Below are 23,297 nucleotides of genomic sequence, written 5' to 3'. Positions count from 1 at the left end.
GGCGACCAAAACAACAGCGATGCGCACGGTCCTGCGACCGATGCGCGAGCCTACCAACAGGGGCTAACATGGGATTATTCATCTTAAGGCGCGTCGGCATCATGCTTTTGACAGCGCTGTGCCTTACCTTTCTGGTCTTCTACCTGACGAACCTTTATCCGAACCTCGAAAAACTTGCGAAGACGCAGGGCAACTTCCGTATGTCCGACGAGCAGGTCGAGAGCTTTCTGGAAAAAGGTGGATATCTGCAGTCAACCCCCGTGAAATACGGTGAATGGTTGGGAATCCTGCCATCTTATCGGCACACGAATGAGGACGGCACAGTTCAGGGCAGATGTATCCTGCCCGGCAAGACTGCCGAAGAGTCTCCGAATTTCTGTGGTATTCTGCAGGGGTACTGGGGCTATTCGACCGTGTTCAAAGAAGAGGTCTCGACCGTTGTCGGGACACGTCTTGCCCTGACCGGACGGCTGATGTTCTGGGTGATGCTGCTAATGGTGCCGTCAGCTCTGATCTTGGGTATTTTGGCGGGTATGAAGGAAGGCTCGGCCACCGACCGGACGCTTTCGACCTTTGCCATCACAACAACGGCAACGCCGGAATACGTATCAGGCGTGATCTTCATCGCGATCTTCACGTCCTCTGCCGTGGGGCTAAAATGGTTCAAGGGCACGGCCACACAGGCGATGGAGAATCCGACGTTTGAGAATTTCTTCTTACCCGTGCTGACAATCGCGCTTTATGGGATGGGCTATATCGCCCGGATGACCCGCGCCTCGATGACCGAGGTGATGACGGCGCAGTACATCCGAACCGCGCGCCTGAAGGGTGTCTCGTTCCCGAACATCGTGATGAAACATGCGTTGCGCAATGCGCTGATCGCCCCCTTCACCGTCATAATGCTGCAGTTCCCATGGCTGCTGAACGGTGTGGTGATCGTCGAGACCTTGTTCAACTACAAGGGCTTTGGCTGGGCATTGGTTCAGGCAGCAGGCAACAACGACATCCAATTGCTGCTGGCGATCTCGGTCGTGTCAGTCTTTGTGGTGCTGGTGACCCAGCTGATATCGGATATCGGCTATGTCTACCTGAACCCGCGTATTCGTATTTCGTGAGGAGGCAGAGATCATGGAACCATTAACCTGGACCGGCTCTATTGCCTTCCTGAACCCGCTTTTGGCGATTGCACTCGTTCTTATGGCCGCATCGATCCTGGCTTGGATATTGGCCAGTATCGTTCTGCCCGAACCTCAGATGACGGTGAACCCCGACGGGACGCTGACATCGGGATCTGGCATACGAAATCTAATCCAAGCCCTGATGCGATACAGCTTTCTAGCAAGTGTCGGGCTTGCTGTTGCCTATATCGTCTTGGGCATTTTGATGGGAACCGGCGCAGGTATCATCGGCGCAATGATGCAGCAATTCCTGCCCGTCTGGTTTTCGTTGATCTTGCTGTACGCAATGTCCATCGCGTTCAAACGCAAATTGGGACTCTATGGCAAGCTGTTTGACAGTCCGATTGGCATGATCGGCTTTGGCCTTGTGATGTTCTGGGTTTTCACCGGGATTTTCGGCGCGCTTGACCTGATCGTGACGCATGACTCGCTGTCACAAGTCTCTGGGATGAAGAACAAAGTGCCCGGAACGCCTTTGCCCAGCGTGGAGGACGGAGAATATGCGTGGTACCTTCTGGGGGGCGATAACCTGGCCCGCGACGTCTTTAGCCGAATGGTAAAGGGCGCGTGGATTGTGGTGCAGATCGCGCCTCTGGCGACGATGTTTGCTTTCATGGTCGGGATCACGCTGGGTTTGCCTGCAGGTTACTACGGTGGGCGGCTGGACACGTTGCTGTCTTTCCTTGCGAACCTGATCCTCGCCTTCCCGGTCATTTTGCTGTTCTACTTACTGGTGACGCCCGAGATCGTGGCAACCGGTGTTCCAAACTACATGGCCGCTGTTCTTTTCATCTTTCCGATCATCTTTCTTGGGGTGCTGTTGAACTCGCGCTATTACACACGGCCGACGTTCCGAACGCCTCTTTTGATTGGTGTTCTGGGTGTCGCGCTCTGGCTGTACCTATCGCTGATCTCGACAGGTGGGTATGTGGTTAACACCGACGCCTACGGCATTTGGGGTCTGCCAACCTTTCTGGACCTTTTCGACGTTCCAGCTGGCATCCTTGTGGTCTTCGTTTCGGTGGTCTTCGTGAACTCACCTACGGTGTTCCGCATCGTGCGTGGTTTGGCGATGGACATCAAAACACGCGACTATGTGGCCGCGGCTCAGACGCGGGGTGAAGGACCATGGTACATCATGCTGTGGGAAATCCTGCCCAACGCGCGCGGCCCTCTGATCGTCGATTTCTGTCTGCGGATAGGATATACCACGATCCTTTTGGGTACCTTGGGCTTCTTTGGCCTGGGTCTGCCGCCAGAAAGTCCGGATTGGGGGTCGACCATCAATGAAGGGCGCAAGCTGTTGTCGGTCTATCTGCACCCTGCCCTTCCTCCGGCGTTGGCGCTGTTGTCATTGGTTCTCGGTTTGAACCTGCTGGCAGACGGTCTGCGCGAAGAAAGTCTGAAGGATTGATGTGAAAGCGGCCGGGGGGCCAGCCCCCCGGATCCCCCGAGATATTTTCAGCCAGATGAAGGGGATCCCCTGACTCTCGCGAGGAGAAAACAAGATGAACAAACTGGCGGATTATGATGGGCCAATTCTTGAGATCGATAAGTTGTCGATTTCGTTTTTCACCCGTCTGAGGGAAATCCCCGCTGTCATGGACTTCTCGGTCAGTGTGCAGCCCGGCGAAGCGGTTGGTCTGGTCGGCGAATCCGGCTGCGGCAAATCTACTGTGGCTCTGGGCGTTATGCAGGACCTTGGCAAGAACGGGCGGATCGTGGGTGGAACGATCAAGTTCAAGGGACGTGATTTAGCCGAGATGAGCTCGGACGAGTTACGCGACATTCGCGGCAATGAGATCGCGATGATTTATCAGGAACCAATGGCGTCGCTGAACCCGGCCATGAAGATCGGCAAGCAGTTGATGGAAGTGCCGATGATCCACGAAGGCGTGAGCACGGATGAGGCCTATGCCCGCGCGCTTGAAGTAGTAACAGATGTCCGCCTTCCCGACCCTGAACGGATGTTGAACTCGTTCCCGCATCAACTGTCAGGCGGTCAGCAGCAGCGGATCGTTATTGCGATGGCGCTGATGTCTAAACCGGCTTTGTTGATACTGGACGAACCAACAACAGCACTGGACGTGACCGTCGAGGCCGCCGTAGTCGAATTGGTCAAGGATCTGGGCAAGAAATATGGCACTTCGATGCTATTTATCTCGCACAATCTGGGGCTGGTGCTTGAGACCTGTGACCGTCTGTGCGTGATGTATTCCGGCGAGGCGGTTGAACGCGGCTCAATCCATGACGTGTTCGACGAGATGCAGCACCCGTATACACAGGCACTGTTCCGGTCGATCCCCCTGCCAGGTGCAGACAAGAACGCGCGGCCTTTGGTGGCGATCCCCGGGAACTTCCCGTTGCCGCATGAACGTCCTCCCGGATGTAACTTTGGACCACGTTGCGATTATTTCGAAGAAGGTCGTTGCGACGCACAAGACATTCTAATGGAGGCCGTACCCGGCAATGATCGCCATCACACGCGTTGCCTAAAGTTCAAGGAAATCGACTGGAACGCGCCGATCAGCGTGTCTGAGCAGAAGGAAAAGGCTGAAATCGGTCGGACCGTTCTGAAGATGGACAACCTCAAGAAATACTATGAAGTTGCGGCGAATGCGCTGTTTGGTGGTGGTGCCACAAAGGTGGTTAAAGCCAATGAAACGCTCAGCTTCGAAGCACATGAATCCGAGACACTTGCCATTGTTGGAGAATCCGGTTGCGGTAAGTCCACCTTTGCCAAGGTTCTGATGGGGTTGGAAACCGCGACAGATGGGCAGATCCTTCTGGACAACCGCAATATCGAGGCCGTGCCCATCGAGGAACGCGATGCCAAGACCGTTGGCGAGGTTCAAATGGTCTTCCAGAACCCGTTCGACACGCTGAATCCCTCAATGACTGTAGGTCGCCAGATCATTCGGGCGCTTGAGATTTTCGGTGTTGGCAACTCGGAGGCTGAACGCAAGAAGCGGATGCTCGAGCTTCTGGATCTTGTGAAACTGCCACGCGCCTTTGCAGATCGGATGCCGCGCCAGTTGTCGGGAGGACAAAAACAGCGCGTGGGCATTGCCCGGGCCTTTGCCGGAGATGCGCGGATTGTTGTGGCAGATGAGCCGGTCTCGGCGCTGGATGTCTCGGTGCAGGCAGCAGTGACAGACCTGTTGATGGAGATTCAGCGCGAACACAAAACCACCCTGCTGTTCATCAGCCATGACCTGTCGATTGTACGCTATCTCAGCGACCGGGTGATGGTGATGTATCTGGGCCATGTGGTCGAGTTGGGCACAACAGATCAGGTTTTTGCTCCTCCCTACCATCCCTATACCGAGGCGCTGCTGAGCGCGGTTCCGATTGCGGACACCTCGGTCGAAAAGCAGCATATCGTGTTGGAGGGCGACATCCCGTCAGCCATGAACCCACCGCCCGGTTGCCCATTCCAAACGCGGTGTCGTTGGAAATCCGAAGTACCCGGCGGCTTGTGCGAAGAAAAAGTACCGCCTGTGAAAACTCTGGCCGAAGGCCATCAGGTCAAATGTCACCTGGCGGAAGATATTCTGGCGCGGATGGAACCCGTCATCAAAGTTGCGGCGGAGTAAATCATAAACCCAATTGGACCGGCAGCAATGCCGGTCTAGGCTAGGATAGAGAAGTAAGGTTAACTTCCCCAGATTACACGAACGTAGTTCTGCGTCTCTTTGTAAGGCGGCACGCCACCATGTTTTTCAACGGCTTTTGGTCCGGCATTATATGCCGCCAACGCAAGGCGCCAGGATTTAAACTTGCGGTATTGCCAAGACAGATAGCGCGCACCGCCTTCCAAATTCTGTTTCGGGTCGTGAGGATTTACGCCCAACAACCGTGCTGTTCCGGGCATAAGTTGGGCCAACCCCAGCGCGCCTTTGTGCGACACTGCTTGGGGGTTCCACCCGCTTTCCTGCTGAACAAGCCGTAGGAACAGATCCTCCGGAACGTTATGCTTTCGCGCAGCTTGCCGTGCGAGTGACACAAATTCACCTTTGTATTTTCCGGTATAACGCTGATTGAACTGGCCTTTGGGCCTTTTGGGCTTTAGACGCTCTGAATCTCGGTACTGTGTCGCGGCGCGTGTATCCAAAACCTTGGATTGTTTCAGAAAAATGTCTTTCCGACTCTTGGTTGACAACGTGTCAGCCAATGCTGAAACGGAAACCAGCGCCAGAAAAAGAACTGAAAAACCACTCACCAAAAACCGCATTAACGCCAGTCCTGCATTTTCACGAACCCAATTGAGTATAGGTATTTCAGCCAATAATGAAAGCATGGTTAATCCAGCCTTGGTAAATTCCTGCTTATCTCAATACCCATCAACTGTGTTTTAACCATGACGCAGGCCGTATAGGGTCGCAGTGAGAATTGGCGTCAGATTCGGACGCATACTGTTAGATAAAGAACGGGGACGTATATGGCAGGCTCAGTCAACAAGGTCATTCTGGTAGGAAATCTCGGTCGCGATCCTGAAGTGCGCTCATTCCAGAATGGTGGCAAAGTGTGTAACCTGCGTATCGCCACCTCCGAGAACTGGAAAGACCGCAACACCGGCGAACGCCGCGAGCGTACCGAGTGGCACTCGGTCGCCATTTTCTCGGAGCCTCTGGCACGGATTGCCGAGCAATATCTGCGTAAAGGCAGCAAAGTGTATATCGAAGGCCAACTGGAAACCCGGAAGTGGCAGGACCAATCGGGTCAGGATCGCTACTCGACCGAAGTTGTCTTGCGTCCTTACCGGGGCGAACTGACCCTGCTTGATGCCCGAGGCGAAGGTGGCGGTGGCGGCGGCTATGGTGGTGGCCAGTCAGGTGGATACGGCGGCGGTCAGGCTGGCGGCGGCTATGGTGATCCGTACGGCGCACCATCCAGCGCTCCTGCCCCGGCCTCCAGCGGAATCGACGACGACGAGATTCCGTTCTAAGTAAAACGGAGACATATCATGACATGGTCCTTCTCACTCGGCCGGATATTGGGGTCGGAATTGAGGGTCCATGTCACCTTTTTCCTACTGCTCGCCTGGGTCGGTTTCGCCGCCTACTCCAACGGAGGCCTCGAGGCGGCCGTTGAAAACCTGATTTTCGTGTTGGCGTTGTTTGCCTGTGTGGTCGCTCATGAATTTGGCCACGCCCTGATGGCAAGGCGGTACGGGATCAAGACTCCGGACATCACTCTGTTGCCAATCGGCGGTTTGGCGCGTCTCGAGAGGATGCCGGAAAACCCGTTGCAAGAGGTCTGGGTAGCTTTGGCAGGCCCCGCGGTGAATATCGTGATCTGGATCGTTTTGGTCTTGCTTGGTGCCAACATGCCGATTGAAACGATGGCGCAGATTGACAGCACGACGCCGGGTCTGATGAACCGTCTGGCCTATGTGAACCTGCTGCTGGCTGTGTTCAACATGATCCCCGCCTTTCCAATGGATGGCGGGCGCGTGTTCCGCGCTTTGTTGTGTCTAAAAATGGACCGGGTCAAAGCCACAAGGGTCGCTGCGTTAGCTGGTCAGGCGGTTGCGGTGGGGTTTGGCTTTCTGGGTCTCAGCACAGGAAATCCGCTACTGGTCTTGATCGCAGTGTTCGTCTTCGTTGCCGCCAATGCAGAAAGTCAGGATGTGACCATGCGCGCAGTCGCGCGGCAGGTACAGGCGCGCGACGCCATGATTACCGAGTTCCACGCGCTATCACCAAACGACACGCTAGCGACCGCCGCCCAAGCTGTCATCCACACGACGCAACACGAGTTTCCGGTACTGTCTGACGTCGGCGAATTACTCGGCTTTGTCACGCGCAACCGATTGTTTGCCGCGCTTGCTGATGAAACGCCCCGGTCCAACCCAGCAACGTCAATCATGGAGACGGACGTTCCAACAGTCCGCCTGACCGACGGGCTTGAGGCAGTGTTGGATGGGCTGCACAAAGGTGCTCCGGCCATTGCGGTCTGTACACAGACGGGAGCAATGGTCGGATATATCACGCGGGAAAATATCGGCGAGTTGATGGTGATCCGCAGCCGCTGATCAGGCTGTTGCCAGCGCGTCCTGAAGCACCGACAACACGGCGTCGCGCGGCACATCCGACGTAACGAAAGCCTGACCAATCCCGCGCGCCAGAATGAATCGCAACTGGCCGTCTATGACCTTCTTGTCCTGCGCCATCAGATTGACCAATGCCTCGGCCCCCGGAAGCTCTCCGGGAATGTCGGCCAAGTCGGTCTTCATCCCCATCGCGCGCAAATGCGCCCGCACGCGGCTTGGGTCTTCTTGCGAACAGAGGCCCAGACGAGAGGACAGCTCAAAGGCCAGCGCGCAGCCGATGGCCACGCCTTCTCCATGCAACAGGCGGTCCGAATACCCAGTCGCAGCCTCAAGCGCATGACAGAAAGTGTGACCCAGATTGAGCAAGGCGCGATCGCCCTGCTCGGTCTCGTCCCTTTCCACGATATCAGCTTTCATTTGCACTGAACGGGTCACTGCACGCACACGTGCTGCCATATCACCACCCGAGACCTTGGTCCCGCTTTCTTCAAGCCACTCGAAGAAATCGGCGTCACCCAGCAGCCCGTATTTGACCACCTCACCATATCCGGACAAGAAATCCCGATCCATCATTGTGCTCAAAACCAAGGTGTCGGCCAACACCAGCGAAGGCTGATGGAACGCCCCGATCAGGTTCTTACCCTGTGGCGCGTTGATGCCAGTCTTGCCGCCGACCGAACTGTCCACCTGCGCCAGCAGCGAGGTCGGGATTTGCACAAACCGGACACCGCGCCGCAAAACGGCTGCGGCAAAGCCTGCAAGGTCGCCGATCACGCCGCCGCCAAACGCGATGACAACATCCCGGCGCTCGACCTTCTCGGCCAGCAGCCACTCGACCGCGCGTTCAAAGTGAGGCCAGCTTTTGGTTGCCTCACCCGCAGGCAAGGCCAATGCCGACATCTCGATCCCCGCCGAGGCCAACCCATCGCGCAGGGCATCCAGATGCAAGGCAGCCACATTTTCATCGGTCAAAACGGCGACCTTGGGTCTGTGCAGCAGCGGAGCGATCCGTGTCCCGGATTGCGCCAGCAGATCCGGTCCTATTTCGACGTCATACGAGCGCTCGCCCAGTTCAACATGTACGGTTTGGTGCATTTAAGTCCGTTCCAAAACATCGGGTCGAGTCAGCAATGCGTCCACAACCCGGTCCACCATATTATCTATCGAGATTTCCCCGTCCGACGTAACCGTCAGATCCGCTTGCGCATAAACCGGCACGCGATCCTCATAGAGGGCACGCAATGTCGCATAAGGGTCTGCGGTGCGCAGCAAAGGGCGCGTGTCCTTGTGCTTGACCCTGTTCCAGAGCACGTTCAGATCGGCCCTGAGCCAGACCGATACGCCCCTCTCTGTGATCATCTGGCGGTTATGCCCGGCCAAGAACGCCCCCCCGCCCGTTGAAAGGATGCCTTTTTCCTCGTCCAGAAGCCGCCCGATCACCTGACTTTCCTTGTCACGAAAGAACGGCTCGCCGTCGCGTTCGAAAATCTCGGGGATGGTCATGTTGGCCGCCGATTCGATTTCGGCATCACTGTCGAGGAACGGAACCGCCAATCGCGCCGCCAAAGCGCGGCCGACCGCGGTCTTCCCCGCCCCCATCATGCCCACCAGAACAACCGTTTTGTGCAATAGAAGGCCCGGAGCACGGACTTTCGCATCGGTATTATGCTTAATTTCGCTCATTTCAACGTGAATGACGTGATCTTAAGAAAAATGCCAGCTATAACTGGGACAAAACAGAAAAATGAGGCGATGTTGAGCGATGGGCCGTCTGATAAAATTCCTGATATATCTGATCTGCCTGTGTTTTATCGGGTTGGTGGGCTACGCGTATCTAGGTCCTTTCTTTGGCGTTGATTTTTCGGCCCCGCAGGAAGAAGTGCGCGAGCCGGTCATTCTGAATGTGGATTAAGGCCGCAGCGGCTGCGATGCTGCTGGCCAGTGCGGCACAGGCGCAGCAGGAACCTTTATCTGTGATCGACTGGTTGAGCCAGCCACCGGACAACCTGCCCGGCACTGTTCTGCTGGAACCGCCTGTATCGGATTCCGGGTTGCAACCGGGTGTGGAAGTCACGCCGCTTGAAGCGTTGTCCCAGCCCTTGGGATTGGTGTCGTCGTCGGTGACAGGCCTTCCGGTGGATGTGTGGCAAAACAGCGATCCCGCACGGTTGGCGGAACTGATCGGTCACGTGCCGGTCAAATACAACCCGGCCATGCAACGCCTGCTTTTCACTCTGTTGCTTACCGAAGCTCGTGCGCCATCCGGACCCGATGCCGAGGAGACCTTGCTGCTGGCGCGGCTGGACCGGTTGATGCAGCTTGGCGCAGCTGATCCCGCGCAGTCTCTGGTGCAACTTGCCGGTCCGACGGACAGCCGCGACCGGTTCCAACGCTGGTTTGATGCGACCCTTCTGACCGGAGACGAAGATAGAAGTTGCACAGCGCTGATCGCACAACCGCATCTGTCTCAGGACTACGAAGCCCAGATATTCTGCAAGGCCCGGCGTGGCGATTGGACCTCAGCCGCGCTGACGCTCGAGGCAGCTCATGCGTTGCAGATTCTTCCGGAAATGGACCTTGCCTTGCTGGACAGGTTCCTCAGCCCCGAGCTGTTCGAAGACGCCGAATACCTACCGCAACCCGAGCGCCCCGACCCGCTTACATTCCGACTGTATGAAGCAATTGGCGAGCGCTTGCCCTCGACTTCGCTGCCGCGCGCCTTTGCCAATGCCGATCTGCGAGATGTGGCCGGATGGAAAGCCCAGATCGAAGCAGCCGAACGACTGACTCGCGTGGGTGCTTTGACGCCCAACCAGGTGCTTGGGCTATATACCGAACGCTCTCCGGCTGCATCCGGAGCGGTCTGGGACCGCGTCGCCGCCGTTCAACGTTTCGAAAGTGCGTTGGACTCCGGAAAAACCGGCGCGATCGCGCAGTCCCTACCCACCGTGTGGGAGCAGATGCGCAGCGTGGGGCTTGAAGTTCCATTCGCCGAACTTTTTGCGAACCGGCTGTCAAAAGTCACATTGACCGACCCAGCCGCCGAGGAATTGCGCTGGCGTATTCTGTTGCTGTCCGATCTTTACGAAACCGCTGCCCTGACTGTTCCTGACCAAGGGGAAGAGAACCAATTCCTCGCCGCTTTGGCTCAGGGTGATCCCGGGCGCGCGCGCTCTCCATCGCCTTTGGCAGATGCTGTCGCGCAGGGTTTTGCCTGGGCCGCACCCGTTCCCGCCGATATCGACCGTTTGCTAAGCGACGGACAACTGGGTGAGGCCGTCCTTGAGACGATGGAGTTGTTCGCACATGGGTCACGCGGCAACCTCGTGGACCTTTCAGCCGCCATCGCAACCCTGCGGAGGGTTGGTCTTGAAGACACGGCCCGTCGCGCTGCGCTGAACCTTTTGATCCTACAGGGCACATGACCATGGTAGCCCCGGCCTCGCACGACCTTTGGATTTCAACCTTTCTTCAGGCGCAAGCGGCCGAGCTTGGGGCGTCACCCAATACATTGCTGGCATATGGGCGCGACCTGAAAGACTTCGCCGCGTGGCTCGAGCGTCGAAAAACCACCTTTGATCAGGCGGACCGCGACAGAATCGAACGTTATCTGATCGATTGTGACGCGCAGGGATTGTCCCAATCCACCCGCGCAAGACGGCTGTCCGCGATCAAGCAGCTTTACCGTTTTGCATTCGAGGAAAGCTGGCGTGAGACCAACCCCGCCATCCAGATAAAAGGACCGGGTCGCCAAAAACGCCTGCCGAAAACTCTGGACGTGCCGGAAGTTGACCGTTTGCTGCAAGCCGCGCGTGAAACTGGTCGCACCGAAACCGACCGCATCCGCAACACTTGTTTGATGGAAGTTCTTTATGCAACCGGCATGCGCGTGACCGAGTTAGTCTCGCTGCCGGTGTCTTCCGCACGAGGTGACCCACGAATGTTGTTGGTTCTGGGTAAAGGCGGGAAAGAGAGGCTGGTGCCGCTGTCGCCCCCAGCCCGCGAGGCGCTGGCGCTATGGCTTAAAACGCGGGACGAGGCCGAAGACCAATTGGTGGCCGATGGCGGGCAAAGGTCGCGGTTCCTGTTTCCCTCGCGCGGCAAATCGGGTCATCTGACGAGGCACATGTTCTTTCACCTGATCAAAGAGCTTGCGGTTCAGGGCGGCGTGTCGCCAGAAAAAGTCACTCCGCACACTCTGCGTCATGCGTTTGCCACACATCTTTTGGCAAACGGGGCCGATCTGCGATCGATCCAGACGTTACTGGGTCACGCCGATGTCGCGACCACGGAAATCTACACGCATGTATTGGACGAACGCCTTGCGGAGTTGGTGTTGGAGCATCACCCGCTTGCCAAAGAGCCGCAGGACAAAGGCTAACCCCTTGATCCGCCGGGGCCGCGCCCCCATAACGAATGAAGCAACACCAACCTACAAGGACCAATGGAACCCTCACCCTCTATGATCGACGGCGCATTCTGGTTTACCACAAGCGCTATTCTGCTTTTGCTTGTCCTGTCGGGCTTTTTCTCGGGTTCTGAAACAGCATTGACTGCCTCATCGCGCGGTAAGTTGCGGGCGCAGGCCGACAAAGGGTCTCGCGGCGCACAAAAGGCGCTGGATATCACCGACGACAACGAACGTCTCATCGGCTCGGTCCTGCTTGGCAACAACCTGGTCAACATCCTGGCGGCATCTTTGGCGACTGCTTTGTTCACCAAACTGTTCGGGGAAAGTGGCGTGGCTTTGGCGACGCTGGTGATGACCCTTCTGGTGCTGATTTTTGCCGAGGTGCTGCCAAAAACCTATGCCATCACAAACGCGGAAAAAGCGGCATCTTTGGTGGCACCCATTATCAGTGTCGTTGTCACCGTATTCTCGCCTGTTGTGGCAGCAGTACGTCTGTTGGTGCGCGGCGTTTTGCGCCTCTTCGGCGTTCGGATCGATCCCGACAGCAACATTCTGGCTGTCCGGGAAGAGATCGCCGGTGCATTGCAACTGGGACACTCGGAAGGTGTGGTCGAAAAGGAAGACCGCGACCGAATTCTTGGCGCGCTCGATCTGGGTGACCGCGCAGTTGAAGAGATCATGCTGCACCGCTCGAACATCGAGATGATTGACGCAGACGACGCGCCCGAGGCGATCCTTCAACAATGTCTGAAAAGTCCTCACACCCGCCTGCCCGTCTTTCGGGACGAACCCGAGAACATCGTAGGCGTCGTCCACGCCAAGGACCTGTTTCGTGCCATGTATGCCCACGCCGGGGATCGCGAAAGTCAGCCGAACCAGTTGGAGAGTTTCGATATCTCGAAGGTGGCCAACGATCCGTATTTCGTGCCTGAAACCACCACTCTTGACGATCAGATGCGAGAATTCCTGCGGATGCACAGCCATTTTGCGCTGGTCGTGGATGAGTATGGTTCGCTGCGCGGATTGATCACGCTCGAGGATATTCTGGAAGAGATCGTTGGTGAGATCGCGGACGAGTTTGATCTGGAAGAAGATGTCCCCGTCACACGCACAGATGATGGTCAATATCTGGTTGAAGGCGCGATGACGATCCGTGACGTGAACCGGGCCATGGAATGGTCCCTGCCAGACGAAGAGGCAAACACCGTCGCGGGTCTTGTCATTCACGAGGCGCAGATGATCCCCATCGTAGGTCAGGTCTTTTCCTTCCACGGCTTCCGTTTCGAGGTCACCGCACGCGAGGGTAATCGGATCACCGAGCTCAAAATCCGACCGTTGTAACGAACAATCCGCGACACCTCGTGTCGGGAACGGAACAGTAAACCCGCACCCGCCCTTGCAGGTTCGGGTAAATGCGGATGGAGGCGAGGACGTGAAGACGACAACGCAAGTGGCAGTTATCGGCGGCGGCGTCGTCGGCTGTTCAGTCCTTTATCACCTGACCAAGCTGGGTTGGTCCGACGTCATGCTATTGGAGCGCTCGGAACTTACCAGCGGGTCCACGTGGCACGCGGCGGGCGGGTTTCACACGCTGAACGGCGACACCAATATGGCCGCGCTGCAGGGCTATACGATCCGCCTGTACAAAGAACTGGAAGAGATTACCGGCATGTCCTGTGGCCTGCACCATGTTGGCGGGATCACTTTGGCGGACAATCAGGATCGGTTCGACATGTTGTTGGCCGAACGCGCCAAGCACCGCTTCATGGGGCTGGAAACCGAGATCGTCGGACCGGATGAAATCAGGAAAATTGCGCCAATTACCAATACGGACGGCATCATAGGCGCGCTTTATGATCCCCTGGACGGGCATCTGGACCCATCCGGCACGACTCATGCCTATGCCAAGGCTGCGCGCTTGGGTGGGGCCACGATTGAAACCCATTGCATGGTGCACGAAACCCTGCAACGGCGGGATGGCACTTGGGATGTGGTCACCGACAAGGGCATCATTCACGCGGAGCACGTGGTGAATGCAGGCGGCTTATGGGCGCGCGAGGTCGGGGCGATGGCGGGCGTCTATTTCCCGCTGCACCCGATGGAGCATCAGTATCTGGTCACCGACACGATCCCTCAGATAGAAGCCATCATTGATGCGGGCGGAGAGCATCCGCATGTGATGGACCCAGCCGGAGAAAGCTATTTGCGGCAGGAAGGGCGCGGGCTTTGCATCGGGTTTTATGAACAACCCTGCAAGCCTTGGGCCGTGAATGGGACGCCTTGGGAGTTCGGGCATGAATTACTGCCCGACGACTATGACAAGATTACCGATAGTATCGAATTCGCATATCGCCGCTTCCCGGTCCTAGCCGAAGCCGGGGTGAAGTCGGTAATCCACGGGCCTTTCACCTTTGCGCCGGACGGGAACCCTCTGGTCGGCCCCGTCCCCGGGTTGCGCAACTACTGGTCTGCCTGTGGTGTAATGGCGGGCTTCAGCCAGGGCGGTGGCGTGGGTCTGACGCTGGCGCAATGGATGATCGAAGGCGAACCCGAGCGCGATGTCTTTGCCATGGACGTGGCCCGGTTCGGCGACTGGATCAGCCCCGGCTATACTCGCCCCAAGGTGATCGAGAACTATCAGAAACGCTTTAGCGTTTCCTACCCGAACGAGGAACTGCCCGCCGCGCGCCCAAATCGAACCACGCCGATGTATGACATCTTCACCGATTTGGGTGCGGTCTGGGGTCAGCAATACGGGCTGGAGGTTCCAAACTATTTCGCCCAGCATGGTGAGCCCGAATACGAAACACCTTCATTCCGCCGGTCTGACGCATTTGCGGCCACTGGACGCGAGGTGCATGCGGTGCGCAATGCAGTGGGTATCAACGAGGTCCACAACTTCGGCAAATACCGTATCACCGGCCCTGATGCGCGAACATGGCTTAATCGGATCATGGCCGGGCGTATCCCGCAGCCTGGTCGCCTGTCACTGACGCCGATGCTGTCACCCAAAGGCAAGCTGATCGGGGATTTCACCGTATCTTGCCTGGATGAGACCGAGTTCCGCCTGACCGCATCCTATGGCGCGCAAGCATTTCATATGCGGTGGTTCCTGCAGCATCAGGAAGGCGATGTTCACATCGAAAACATCAGCGATCGCCTGAACGGGTTTCAGATTGCTGGCCCCAAGGCCACGGAAGTTCTAGCGGCGTGTACCCGAGACGACCTTTCGGACCTGCGTTTCATGGATGTCCGCCGAATGACCTTCGGTATGACTGACTGTATCGTGCAACGTGTAAGCTACACCGGAGATCTGGGTTACGAGATCTACTGCGATCCGATGGCGCAGCGGCAGCTTTGGTGGACGCTCTGGCAAGCCGGAGAGCCGCTCGGCATGACCCCTTTCGGTATGCGGGCCATGATGAGCCTGCGTCTGGACAAGTTCTTTGGGTCATGGATGCGGGAATATTCGCCCGACTACACCCCAGGTGAAACCGGGTTGGATCGGTTCATTTCATTCTCGAAACCTGATGACTTCATCGGACGTGCCGCCGCAGAACTAAAGCGCTCGGAAAAACCTGCGCGCAGGTTGGTTTCCTTCATCGTTGATGCCGAAGACGCCGACGTGAATGCTTATGAACCGATTTGGCTACAGGGTGAGGTTGTGGGCTTCTGCACCTCGGGTGGGTATTCCCACCATGCGCAACAATCGGTTGCTTTGGGTTTCCTTCCTGTTGAACACATCGCGGAGGGAACAGAGGTCGAGATCGAAATTCTTGGTCAAATGCGTAAGGCCCGGATGGTGTCGACGCCTTTGTTTGATGGTGACGGAACCCGAATGCGGGGATGACATCAGCCAGCCAGAACGTCATTCTAGGCACATGAAAAAAATACCAATTATCTTGCTGGCTGCCGGTCAGTCCAAGCGCATGCGTGGACAGGACAAATTGCTACAACAGGTGGACGGCATGACCCTGATACGCCGATCTGCGCTAACTGCAATGGATGTCGGAAAGGTTTTCGTCGCGCTGCCCCCAAGGCCACATGATCGGTATGCCGCATTGGACGGGCTGGACCTGCACAGGGTCGAGGTTGTCGATGCCGCGGAAGGGATGAATGCCAGTTTACGCCGTGCATTGGCTCAAATCCCAAACGATGTCCCGGCGGTCATGGTTTTATTGGCCGATTTGCCCGAGATCACGGCGCAGGACATAACCGCAGTCTTGTCCGCCGTGATCGATCACCCTGACCACCTGATTTGGCGTGGAGCCACAGCCTCGGGTAAGCCCGGTCATCCGGTGGTTTTTGACCAAAGTCTGTTTTCCGAGCTTAACACCCTGTCCGGTGATGAAGGAGCCCAATCCGTTGTGCGTGCCCATTTGGACAAGGTTTTCTTGCTGCCCCTGCCCGGCGAACATGCGCTACTGGATTTGGACACACCCGAGGATTGGGCTAGATGGCGCAATCAACGTTAAGTCAAAAGTAACACGGCCCGGTCTTTCCAGACCGGGCCGGTACCCAAAGCGGGACTACCACGTTTCACACGTTCCATAAGCGCAGCCAGAAATGCCTGTAGCACCTTGGCTATTCCGCTGCCGAACCTAAACAAGACCCCCTCGTTAACATGCCGCTGAGCGCTTCTGGTAACAGTGACGAGCTTTTGGCACCCCCTAGTGCCATCAGCTTCCCCTCGCTTGGGCATGCCTATCGTCACCGATCCGCCCCGCGCAAACAACGCTAAAACAGGAATTTCGGTTAATTTTCGACATATCAGAATGGTTTTTCCGCAACATCTCTGAAATCGGCAATCTACCTAAAGATGTTTATTAACCCCCGATGAATGCAGGGAAATTCGAATATGATCAGATCTATATGAAAATTGATTTATGTTGTTCATGGTTGTTTGCGTTTAAGTGGTCTCTTCACGAGAACAACCCACAACCTAAAGGCGATCTTAGGGGATGTAAAAACCCCCTTGCATCATTTGTTATCGAATTTGTCTCAATTCTTCACTTTTCTCTTTCTGGCCCCTCATTGGGAAACAATTTGGAAGATTCGCTGGTTTGATTCGTCCCGTTTTGCACCTTCCATCCATTCAGATCGGCGAATAAGACATCCGATTTGTGGCAAAATTAAGATTTCTTAACCTTTGTTAAAGGAAATGATCAGACTGGTGCCGCATCTGCTGTCTTAACGCGCGACCGCATCCGCGTGATATAAACAGGAGACCAAAATGAGCATCCGAAAATCTTCTCTTCTCATGCCGCGCACAACCAGTTGGGTTGGCGTCAGCGCCTTAAGCGCCGCGCTTCTTGCGACGACCGCCCTGCCCTCCAAAGCAGACGAAGCGCTGGCGGATCTGGTCGAAAGCGTATCGCCGTCAGTCGTGACCATTGTCGCGGAACAGAAAGCGCGCCAGATCCCGACCCAGGGACAGAACTTTGATTTTGAAGGACATCCGTTCGGTGAATTTTTCAAACGTTTCGGCGCGCCTGAAGGCTTCGATGCTCCGCAACGCGGTCCGGCACAGGGTCTGGGATCGGGATTTGTACTTGATGAGGCAGGCTACATTATCACCAACCACCATGTCGTCGACAATGCCGAGTCTGTGACCGTCCGTCTAAGCGACGACCGCACGTTCGAGGCCGAAGTCATCGGGACCGACCCTTTGACGGATATCGCCGTGCTCAAAATCGACGCTGGTGAGGACCTGCAAGCCGTCGAACTGGGCGACAGCGATATTATCCGTGTGGGCGAAGATGTTGTCGCCATCGGAAACCCGTTTGGGCTCAACTCGACCGTGACTACGGGGATCGTTTCGGCCAAGGGTCGCAACATCTCGCAGGGGCCATACGCCGAATTCATCCAGACGGATGCCGCGATCAACAAGGGTAACTCGGGTGGACCTTTGTTCAACATGGATGGAGAGGTCATTGGGGTGAACTCGGCCATTTACTCGCCAACCGGAGGATCGGTGGGCTTGGGCTTTGCAGTAACGTCCAACATCGTGGACCACATCGCCTCTGATCTGCGCGATGACGGTCAGGTTAGCCGAGGCTGGTTGGGTGTTTCGATCCAGAATGTCAGCCCCGAAATCGCCGCCGCGATGAGTATCGATGCTTCAACCGGCGCGCTGGTGTCTGACGTCGTTGAGGGCAGCCCGTCAGAGGGTATCCTCAAGCAGGGCGACGTTATTGTGACGTTCAACGACGAACCCGTCGAATCCAGCAGCGACCTGCCAATTCTTGTCGGAACGACCAAAGTTGGTACCGACAGCACTCTAACCGTTCTGCGTGACGGCAAGGAACAGCAGCTTGAGCTGACCGTCGGCCAGTATCAAAGCGCCTCGGCCGATATCGACACGTCTGTAGACGATGCGATCGAAGGCACCGCTCTGGGTGTGACGGTTGCCCCACTGACCGATGCCAACCGCACCGAGATGGGATTAAGCGAAAACGTCAGCGGTGTTGTGGTCACCGCGCTTGAAGCCGGTAGTCCAGCCGCCAAAGCCGGACTGCAACGTGGCGACGTGATCGTAAAACTGGGCAGTCAGAACACAACCACACCGGATGCGTTGAAGGCTGCACTGGACAGCGAAAAAACCGGCCCTGCGTTGGTTCTGATCAACCGAGCAGGCAACCAGATCTTTGTTGCGGTGGAAATCGCCTGATCTGACACCCGCGCGCGCCACGTGATGGGGAATATCTGGCGTGCGCCTCCCCGGCGGGTTGATTTGTCCGCTCTCCGCCGGGACTGCCGGGTGCGCAACGACGCACCCGGCACGTTTTTCTCCAAACACAGTGCGTGACCCGACATTCTGTGGTTAAATTCAAAGTGAAAGGAGTTCGCATCATGAGCCGTCGCCTGTTGATCGTCGAAGATGACGCAGACACCCGCGAGTTCATCGCCAAAGGCTTTGGCGAGGAAGGCTATGTGGTCGAACAGGCCGCAGATGGCCGCGAGGGCCTGTACCATGCCACCGATGGCGGGTTCGATGCCATCGTGCTGGACAGAATGCTGCCGGGGCTGGACGGATTATCTCTGATCCGTTCCCTTCGGGCTGCCGGAATGAAGACCCCGGTGTTGATGCTCACCGCAATGAGCGCCGTGGATGAGCGGGTCAAAGGGCTGCGGTCGGGCGCAGATGACTATCTGGTAAAACCTTTTTCGTTCCAAGAGTTACACGCCCGTATTGAAGCACTTTTAAGGCGACCACAGGAATCTGAGGAAAGTGCGACACTGACCTGTCGCGATCTCGAAATGGATCTGCTGACCCGCAAAGTAACGCGCGAAGGACACGAGATCACGCTGACACCGCGCGAATTTCAGATCCTCGAATACTTCCTGCGACGCAAGAACAGGGTGGTGTCCCGCACCATGTTGCTAGAAGGTGTGTGGGATTATCATTTCGACCCGAACACCAATGTTGTGGACGTCCATATCTCAAAACTGCGGAGGCAGTTGGATGAGGACGGTCGGACACCATTGATTGAAACCGTCCGCGGTGCGGGTTACATGATATCTGATGGATAACATACGGCTTTCGTTCAACAATTCTAGGACGCGCCTTGTCTTGGCCAGTATGGCCCTCAGCACATTGCTGACAGCGACGGTGCTTGCGCTGGTCTATGTAACAGCAAATCGCAGCATCGAGGGCGAAACGCGGTCGGTTGTGTCTGCAGAATTGACTGGCTTGGCGGATGAGTACGAGCGTCGGGGATTGATAGGATTATTAACAGCCATTGAGCGCCGCCTGCCCTCGGCCTCAGAACGAGATGCGCTTTACCTGCTAACTGACCGATTTGGCGCGAAACTTGCTGGTAACCTGAAACAGTGGCCAGCCGATATCACCGCGGGCAGCGGTTGGGTCGAACTTGAGCTCCACCGGGCAGACAATGACCAGTTGGTACCGATTTCGGCGGCTTCGATCCGCCTACCTGGTGGAGAACGACTCTTGGTCGGTCGAGACGCGTTGGCGCGGCAACAATTTGACCGGGTTTTGTTACGTTCGGTTGGAATAGCGCTGGGAATTGCCCTGGCGCTGAGTGTTTTGACCGGATGGTTGTTTACCAGGTTGGTCTTTTCGCGCCTGTCCGACATTGCCAGCACCGCGGAAAACATAGTCTCTGGGGACTTGTCCCGCAGAATGCCAATGCGCGGGACCGGAGACGAGTTTGATCAGGTGGCTGGAACACTGAACACGATGCTGGACCGCATCGAGGAATTGATTAGCAATCTGCGCACGACTTCGAATTCCATTGCTCATGACCTCCGCTCCCCTCTGTCGCGTCTCAAACAAAGGGTCGAGGCGTTGTCAGACCCCGCCAAAACGGATCACGAAAGAGAAATCGATGTCGCCCGTGCATCCGTTGAAATCGACCATGTTTTGCGTGTGCTGGGTCAATTGACCGAGATTTCACGCGCCGAAGCCGGTGTCGGTCGTGAACAGTTCGAAACCGTCGATCTGCAGCAGCTTGTCGGAGATGTTGTGGAACTCTATGAACCGGTCGCCGCTGATCAGGGGTTAAATCTTGAAGTTGTGGGGTCGGTCGCTCCGATACAGGGTCACCGTCCACTGTTGTCTCAGGCGTTGTCCAACTTGCTCGAGAACGCCCTGCGATATGCTCCTGAACACACAGCGATAACTGTAACAGTCAGCGAAGATGGCCCTAACGCCATCCTTAGCGTTCGTGACCACGGCCCCGGAGTTCCACCAGAAGATCTGCCGCGCTTGCAGGTGCCATTTGTCACGCTGGATCCTGCCCGTACCGAGCGTAACTCAGGGCTTGGATTGGCCCTTGTCGCCGCGATTTCACATATGCATGGCGGTGCCTTCACTGCGCGTAATTGCAACCCCGGCCTTGAGGCGACAATCAAACTGGCACGCCATTAATCGCCATTATTTTGTTCTTGTAGCGTTTATCTTCCGTGACATCCGCGCCAAACCAGTCCGGAGGCGCATAGGCTAGCGCCTCGGGTTCAGAAAGGAATTCCACCTCGACCAGGCGCAACGGGGCGAGATCGCCGAAGAAGATATCCAACTCGAACACCCGACCATCTTCCATGCGGCCCGTGTACCGCTCTTTTTCGACCCGACGTCCGTCAGTTTCAGGCCAGAAGGTCTCAAATTGCTCTGCCGATATCTCTGCCTCACGTTCGATCCGTACCAATGACCCGGCGCCCTTTAACGTCAAGTAGTAGCGGTCGCCTTTTTGCCGCAGGCGCAGCTCGGTGGAATCATCAGGTGCAGTCAAATAACCCTGACGCACCACTGCCCTTTCAGCCCTGCTCAGATCGGGCAGTTCCGCCACCAGGAATTTACGTTCAATCTCGGCGCTCATCTTTTTGAAACCAATACATCTTCCAGTTCATCGAACAATGCCTGATAAGCTGCACAGGCTTGACTACGCGGAGCGTAGATACTGATCGGTGCGCGGTTCTGGCCCATGCGTTCAATATCTGCGGCAAACGGAATTACGGTCTGCAAAAACCTTTTACGATACTGTTTGCGCATGCTTTCCATCGTTTCTTGGTGCAAGGACTTGCGTTGCTGAACCATCGAAAAGAAAGCCTTTATCTTCTTTCTGGGCAACTTCTTTTGCTCAAAGAAGCCAACCAACTGATCGAAAGTTCGTTCAGACAAAGTAGTGGGTATAACGGGCACGACGATCTGATCCGCTGCCTTGAAAATGTTCTCGGACAGGGTCGAAAAGTTCGGTGGGCAATCCAGTATGATTACGTCGTAGTCGCTCCCTGCACCAACCAAGGCCTTTTTCAACCGCGAGCGCTTGTTGCGCATACGCGACAGAAACACGTCGAAGTCCCTAAAAGTCATGTTGGCAGGCAGAACATCAAGCCCGTCGAAGTCGCTGGCACGGATGGATTTTGTAAACCTCTCAACGTCTTCGAAGAACGTGGCCTCAGTCAGTTTTTTGGACGGTTTGACGCGCAGATAAAAGCTGGATGCCCCCTGCGGATCAAGATCACACAAAAGAACAGTGCTCCCGTCCTTGGCAAAAGCGTAAGCTAGGTTAACTGACGTCGCGGTCTTACCAACCCCGCCCTTATTGCTGTAACAGGCAATGATTTTCACGCCCTAATCCTCCTTTTGGTGAAACAGGCTGCGAAACATGTTTCTGACTTGTGGGCTATCGAAGTTCTGGAAGTTAGCAATCACATGCGCGCGCTCGACTTTTTGCCGTTGGTCCAAGACCGCAATAAGACCTCCGACTGCCATCGCCAATTGCGCATCCGCTCGGTGCTGGGTGTTTGTCCGCTGCTGGATAAAGTCAATTAACGCCTCTTGCTGAACCGCGGCGTCATTGAAAAACCCAAGGTTATCTTGCAATTTTTTCAGAGGCTTGAGGATTTTTTTGAAAGTACTTTGGTCAAAGAGTGGGCCAAAAAACTCCATCAGGTAGCGTAACTTTTTGCAGTCAATCCTAAGATCATGAACCAAAGCATCTGGTGTTTCCCGAGTGATCATGCGCGCGCGTTTACAGACTTTACGATAACGCTTCCAAATCAACGCACAGGCGTAATCGTAAGCGCCGAGCTGCGCGTTGGGGCCGGGCTCAAAGTTGGATGCATCTGAAAACAGCTTCAAAGTCGCGCTGACCTGTTTATTGTATTTCGCTGATCGCAAACGCCTACACAACGCGGCCTGTACCTGCTTTCTCTCGTCTTCGAGCAATGTAAACATGATACCCGCACCATCATGAAGACTTGGCGGTAACAATTTGAAATAATTATTCTTCTCTAGCAGATAGACATCCAGATCCCGCACTCGCCCGGTTGGCGCCATAAGATCAGAAAACGTTCGTTTCAACTTGATGGTTTGCCGCTCGGAAAACACGCCTTTAAACAGGCTGAGAACTGACCGCACGCGCCGCAGGGACACGCGGTAGTCGTGAAGAAACTCGGTGTCGATGTCCGCAAGCAACCCCGCCTCATTCTGCCGCGCGACGGTCAGGAAGGTATGGATCAGGTCAGTCGCCACCTCGACCGAAGGCTCGGTTTTTCCCAGTCTTATTTCTGGCTTTGCCCGGTAAGGAACAACGTCTGGAAAGAGGGTAACATACAGAGATTGCAGTCCAACATTCACGTCCAAATCTATGTTATTACGCAATAATTGAAATGTTCGATCATAGCCTTTCATGCACCCAAATGTCAGAATACAGGCTTGGCCGCGCTCCGACGTCAACGTTGTCAACACCCCCCGCACCTGCGTTTTTTGCAGGTCGTCTAAGACAGATAAATCTTGGGTCGACATCACACCTGATCCGATGCGCATAAACGCTCGCAGTTTCGGAAAATCACCCAGTGCGTCGCGAACGGGGCCAGCAGTAAGATCGCTTAGAAAACAGCCTTCTGCCCGACCTTTCTGCGTCAAGACCATACCGTCGCCGACCAATTTCAGTTCATCGGATATCTGGAAAAGTACGCGACCCGTGGCTCGGATTGACTGGTCGTGACAATCCAAGACATGAAAAGGCTGGTGCGAAAGCCCTTTTTCGACCGATAAAACATACCCTTTTAGGCGTGACGAAATACGCCGCGCGTCGAAGCCGCCTGCCAAAATGAAAACAGCGTCAGTATCCGTCATCGCAAACAACCCCTGCCCGATGAGACAAGACGCTGTCAGGAGATGGCG

Annotated in this window: 20 protein-coding genes; 14 read left to right on the top strand and 6 right to left on the bottom strand. The window is 55.9% G+C overall.

What is annotated here, in order from left to right; all coding sequences use genetic code 11:
• Positions 1-68 precede the first annotated feature (68 nt).
• From ACR0DX_RS04395 to ACR0DX_RS04385, 3 genes are all read left to right on the top strand, one after another.
• Positions 69-1,115: an ABC transporter permease gene (locus ACR0DX_RS04395; RefSeq protein WP_170353001.1), complete on the top strand. Its 1,047-nt coding sequence runs from the start codon at positions 69-71 to the stop codon at positions 1,113-1,115.
• A gap of 13 nt (positions 1,116-1,128) precedes the next feature.
• Entirely contained in the window at positions 1,129-2,592 is a 1,464-nt protein-coding gene (locus ACR0DX_RS04390; protein WP_170352999.1) for an ABC transporter permease, read from the top strand.
• Positions 2,593-2,686: 94 nt separating this feature from the next.
• Positions 2,687-4,774: an ABC transporter ATP-binding protein gene (locus ACR0DX_RS04385; protein WP_170724163.1), complete on the top strand. Its 2,088-nt coding sequence runs from the start codon at positions 2,687-2,689 to the stop codon at positions 4,772-4,774.
• A gap of 59 nt (positions 4,775-4,833) precedes the next feature.
• Here the strand turns inward: ACR0DX_RS04385 and ACR0DX_RS04380 are convergent, their stop codons facing one another.
• A complete protein-coding gene (locus tag ACR0DX_RS04380; protein ID WP_480845344.1) occupies positions 4,834-5,412 on the bottom strand; it encodes a lytic transglycosylase domain-containing protein in 579 nt (192 codons plus the stop codon).
• Between the two features lie 207 nt (positions 5,413-5,619).
• On the opposite strand from ACR0DX_RS04380, the gene ssb reads away from it, so the two are divergent.
• Positions 5,620-6,126, top strand: coding sequence for a single-stranded DNA-binding protein (gene ssb / locus ACR0DX_RS04375; protein WP_170352995.1), 507 nt, complete (start codon positions 5,620-5,622; stop codon positions 6,124-6,126).
• An 18-nt stretch (positions 6,127-6,144) separates the two neighbouring features.
• Complete coding sequence (locus ACR0DX_RS04370) at positions 6,145-7,215, top strand: site-2 protease family protein (RefSeq protein WP_480845284.1); 1,071 nt, start codon at positions 6,145-6,147, stop codon at positions 7,213-7,215.
• On the opposite strand, the gene aroB is transcribed toward ACR0DX_RS04370, so the two are convergent.
• Complete coding sequence (aroB, locus tag ACR0DX_RS04365; protein ID WP_170352991.1) at positions 7,216-8,328, bottom strand: 3-dehydroquinate synthase; 1,113 nt, start codon at positions 8,326-8,328, stop codon at positions 7,216-7,218.
• Entirely contained in the window at positions 8,329-8,916 is a 588-nt protein-coding gene (locus ACR0DX_RS04360; protein ID WP_170352989.1) for a shikimate kinase, read from the bottom strand.
• A gap of 79 nt (positions 8,917-8,995) precedes the next feature.
• On the opposite strand from ACR0DX_RS04360, the gene ACR0DX_RS04355 reads away from it, so the two are divergent.
• From ACR0DX_RS04355 to ACR0DX_RS04315, 9 genes are all read left to right on the top strand, one after another.
• A complete protein-coding gene (locus ACR0DX_RS04355) occupies positions 8,996-9,145 on the top strand; it encodes a hypothetical protein (protein WP_170352987.1) in 150 nt (49 codons plus the stop codon).
• Entirely contained in the window at positions 9,135-10,658 is a 1,524-nt protein-coding gene (locus ACR0DX_RS04350; RefSeq protein WP_170352986.1) for a hypothetical protein, read from the top strand. Before ACR0DX_RS04355 ends, ACR0DX_RS04350 begins: the two co-directional genes overlap by 11 nt.
• Before the next feature lie 2 nt (positions 10,659-10,660).
• Positions 10,661-11,614, top strand: a complete 954-nt coding sequence (locus ACR0DX_RS04345) for a tyrosine recombinase (protein WP_170353152.1) — start codon at positions 10,661-10,663, stop codon at positions 11,612-11,614.
• An 81-nt stretch (positions 11,615-11,695) separates the two neighbouring features.
• Positions 11,696-12,985, top strand: coding sequence for an HlyC/CorC family transporter (locus tag ACR0DX_RS04340; protein ID WP_414478911.1), 1,290 nt, complete (start codon positions 11,696-11,698; stop codon positions 12,983-12,985).
• A 91-nt stretch (positions 12,986-13,076) separates the two neighbouring features.
• Positions 13,077-15,494, top strand: a complete 2,418-nt coding sequence (locus ACR0DX_RS04335) for a GcvT family protein (RefSeq protein WP_170352982.1) — start codon at positions 13,077-13,079, stop codon at positions 15,492-15,494.
• A 31-nt stretch (positions 15,495-15,525) separates the two neighbouring features.
• The gene (locus tag ACR0DX_RS04330; protein WP_170352980.1) at positions 15,526-16,119 is read left to right on the top strand and encodes a nucleotidyltransferase family protein; all 594 of its coding nucleotides are present in this window, start codon (positions 15,526-15,528) and stop codon (positions 16,117-16,119) included.
• Positions 16,120-16,877: 758 nt separating this feature from the next.
• Positions 16,878-18,314 (top strand): Do family serine endopeptidase, encoded by a 1,437-nt coding sequence (locus tag ACR0DX_RS04325; RefSeq protein ID WP_480845278.1) that lies wholly within the window; start codon positions 16,878-16,880, stop codon positions 18,312-18,314.
• Positions 18,315-18,496: 182 nt separating this feature from the next.
• The gene (locus ACR0DX_RS04320) at positions 18,497-19,177 is read left to right on the top strand and encodes a response regulator transcription factor (protein ID WP_170352976.1); all 681 of its coding nucleotides are present in this window, start codon (positions 18,497-18,499) and stop codon (positions 19,175-19,177) included.
• A 49-nt stretch (positions 19,178-19,226) separates the two neighbouring features.
• Entirely contained in the window at positions 19,227-20,537 is a 1,311-nt protein-coding gene (locus ACR0DX_RS04315; RefSeq protein ID WP_480845276.1) for a sensor histidine kinase, read from the top strand.
• Here the strand turns inward: ACR0DX_RS04315 and ACR0DX_RS04310 are convergent.
• From ACR0DX_RS04310 to ACR0DX_RS04300, 3 genes are read right to left on the bottom strand one after another with little or no spacing between them, the layout of a single operon-like run.
• Positions 20,518-20,985: a CYTH domain-containing protein gene (locus ACR0DX_RS04310; RefSeq protein WP_170352972.1), complete on the bottom strand. Its 468-nt coding sequence runs from the start codon at positions 20,983-20,985 to the stop codon at positions 20,518-20,520. The two genes, ACR0DX_RS04315 and ACR0DX_RS04310, sit on opposite strands and share 20 nt — an antisense overlap.
• A complete protein-coding gene (locus tag ACR0DX_RS04305; protein ID WP_170352970.1) occupies positions 20,982-21,737 on the bottom strand; it encodes an AAA family ATPase in 756 nt (251 codons plus the stop codon). Before ACR0DX_RS04305 ends, ACR0DX_RS04310 begins: the two co-directional genes overlap by 4 nt.
• A 3-nt stretch (positions 21,738-21,740) precedes the next feature.
• A complete protein-coding gene (locus ACR0DX_RS04300) occupies positions 21,741-23,249 on the bottom strand; it encodes a CHAD domain-containing protein (protein WP_170352968.1) in 1,509 nt (502 codons plus the stop codon).
• Positions 23,250-23,297: the final 48 nt, after the last annotated feature.

The organism is Ruegeria sp. D3, from assembly GCF_056534465.1.
The sequence above is the reverse complement of the archived record's forward strand: the minus strand, read 5'-3'. Positions and strand labels throughout refer to the sequence as shown.

Excerpts from the sequence above, each read along its gene's own strand:
- ACR0DX_RS04345 (WP_170353152.1), top strand. The coding sequence starts at position 10,661 with ATGGTAGCCCCGGCCTCGCACGACCTTTGGATTTCAACCTTTCTTCAG.
- ACR0DX_RS04325 (WP_480845278.1), top strand. The coding sequence starts at position 16,878 with ATGAGCATCCGAAAATCTTCTCTTCTCATGCCGCGCACAACCAGTTGG.
- ACR0DX_RS04355 (WP_170352987.1), top strand. The coding sequence starts at position 8,996 with ATGGGCCGTCTGATAAAATTCCTGATATATCTGATCTGCCTGTGTTTT.
- ACR0DX_RS04370 (WP_480845284.1), top strand. The coding sequence starts at position 6,145 with ATGACATGGTCCTTCTCACTCGGCCGGATATTGGGGTCGGAATTGAGG.
- ACR0DX_RS04330 (WP_170352980.1), top strand. The coding sequence starts at position 15,526 with ATGAAAAAAATACCAATTATCTTGCTGGCTGCCGGTCAGTCCAAGCGC.
- ACR0DX_RS04385 (WP_170724163.1), top strand. The coding sequence starts at position 2,687 with ATGAACAAACTGGCGGATTATGATGGGCCAATTCTTGAGATCGATAAG.
- ACR0DX_RS04320 (WP_170352976.1), top strand. The coding sequence starts at position 18,497 with ATGAGCCGTCGCCTGTTGATCGTCGAAGATGACGCAGACACCCGCGAG.
- ACR0DX_RS04395 (WP_170353001.1), top strand. The coding sequence starts at position 69 with ATGGGATTATTCATCTTAAGGCGCGTCGGCATCATGCTTTTGACAGCG.
- ssb (WP_170352995.1), top strand. The coding sequence starts at position 5,620 with ATGGCAGGCTCAGTCAACAAGGTCATTCTGGTAGGAAATCTCGGTCGC.
- ACR0DX_RS04300 (WP_170352968.1), bottom strand. The coding sequence starts at position 23,249 with ATGACGGATACTGACGCTGTTTTCATTTTGGCAGGCGGCTTCGACGCG.
- ACR0DX_RS04390 (WP_170352999.1), top strand. The coding sequence starts at position 1,129 with ATGGAACCATTAACCTGGACCGGCTCTATTGCCTTCCTGAACCCGCTT.
- ACR0DX_RS04310 (WP_170352972.1), bottom strand. The coding sequence starts at position 20,985 with ATGAGCGCCGAGATTGAACGTAAATTCCTGGTGGCGGAACTGCCCGAT.
- ACR0DX_RS04380 (WP_480845344.1), bottom strand. The coding sequence starts at position 5,412 with ATGCGGTTTTTGGTGAGTGGTTTTTCAGTTCTTTTTCTGGCGCTGGTT.
- ACR0DX_RS04340 (WP_414478911.1), top strand. The coding sequence starts at position 11,696 with ATGATCGACGGCGCATTCTGGTTTACCACAAGCGCTATTCTGCTTTTG.
- aroB (WP_170352991.1), bottom strand. The coding sequence starts at position 8,328 with ATGCACCAAACCGTACATGTTGAACTGGGCGAGCGCTCGTATGACGTC.
- ACR0DX_RS04360 (WP_170352989.1), bottom strand. The coding sequence starts at position 8,916 with ATGAGCGAAATTAAGCATAATACCGATGCGAAAGTCCGTGCTCCGGGC.
- ACR0DX_RS04350 (WP_170352986.1), top strand. The coding sequence starts at position 9,135 with ATGTGGATTAAGGCCGCAGCGGCTGCGATGCTGCTGGCCAGTGCGGCA.
- ACR0DX_RS04315 (WP_480845276.1), top strand. The coding sequence starts at position 19,227 with ATGGCCCTCAGCACATTGCTGACAGCGACGGTGCTTGCGCTGGTCTAT.